At 58.5% G+C, this 593-nt stretch carries 1 rRNA gene; it reads left to right on the top strand.

Annotation, left to right across the window (positions count from 1 at the left end):
- Positions 1-593: ribosomal RNA gene (locus EPD80_RS11300) — 23S ribosomal RNA — on the top strand; the annotation flags it as partial.

The raw sequence follows: 593 nt of genomic DNA, 5'->3' as shown, positions 1-593 counted from the left end.
TAGGGGAGGCGAAGCGAAAGCGAGTCCGAATAGGGCGAGGAAGTCGCGCGGCGTAGACCCGAAACCGGGTGATCTATCCATGGCCAGGGTGAAGGCACCCTAACCGGTGCTGGAGGCCCGAACCCACTACTGTTGCAAAAGTAGGGGATGAGCTGTGGATAGGGGTGAAAGGCTAAACAAACCCGGAAATAGCTGGTTCTCCCCGAAAGCTATTGAGGTAGCGCGTCGCATGGACACTTGCGGGGGTAGAGCACTGTCATCGTTGGGGGGGTCATTGCGATCTACCCCGCGATAGCAAACTCCGAATACCGCAAAGTGATGTGCGGCAGACAGACACCGGGTGCTAACGTCCGGTGTCAAGAGGGAAACAACCCAGACCGCCAGCTAAGGCCCCCAATGCGTGGCTAAGTGGGAAACGAAGTGGGAAGGCGAAGACAGCTAGGAGGTTGGCTTAGAAGCAGCCACCCTTTGAAGAAAGCGTAATAGCTCACTAGTCGAGTCGTCCTGCGCGGAAGATGTAACGGGGCTCAAGCCACGAGCCGAAGCTGCGGATGCGTGCCCTCGGGGCACGCGTGGTAGGGGAGCGTTCGGTA

The sequence above is a fragment of the Tepidiphilus olei genome, from assembly GCF_006980705.1.
GTDB classification, from domain to species: Bacteria; Pseudomonadota; Gammaproteobacteria; order Burkholderiales; family Rhodocyclaceae; genus Tepidiphilus; species Tepidiphilus olei.
The sequence above is the reverse complement of the archived record's forward strand: the minus strand, read 5'-3'. Positions and strand labels throughout refer to the sequence as shown.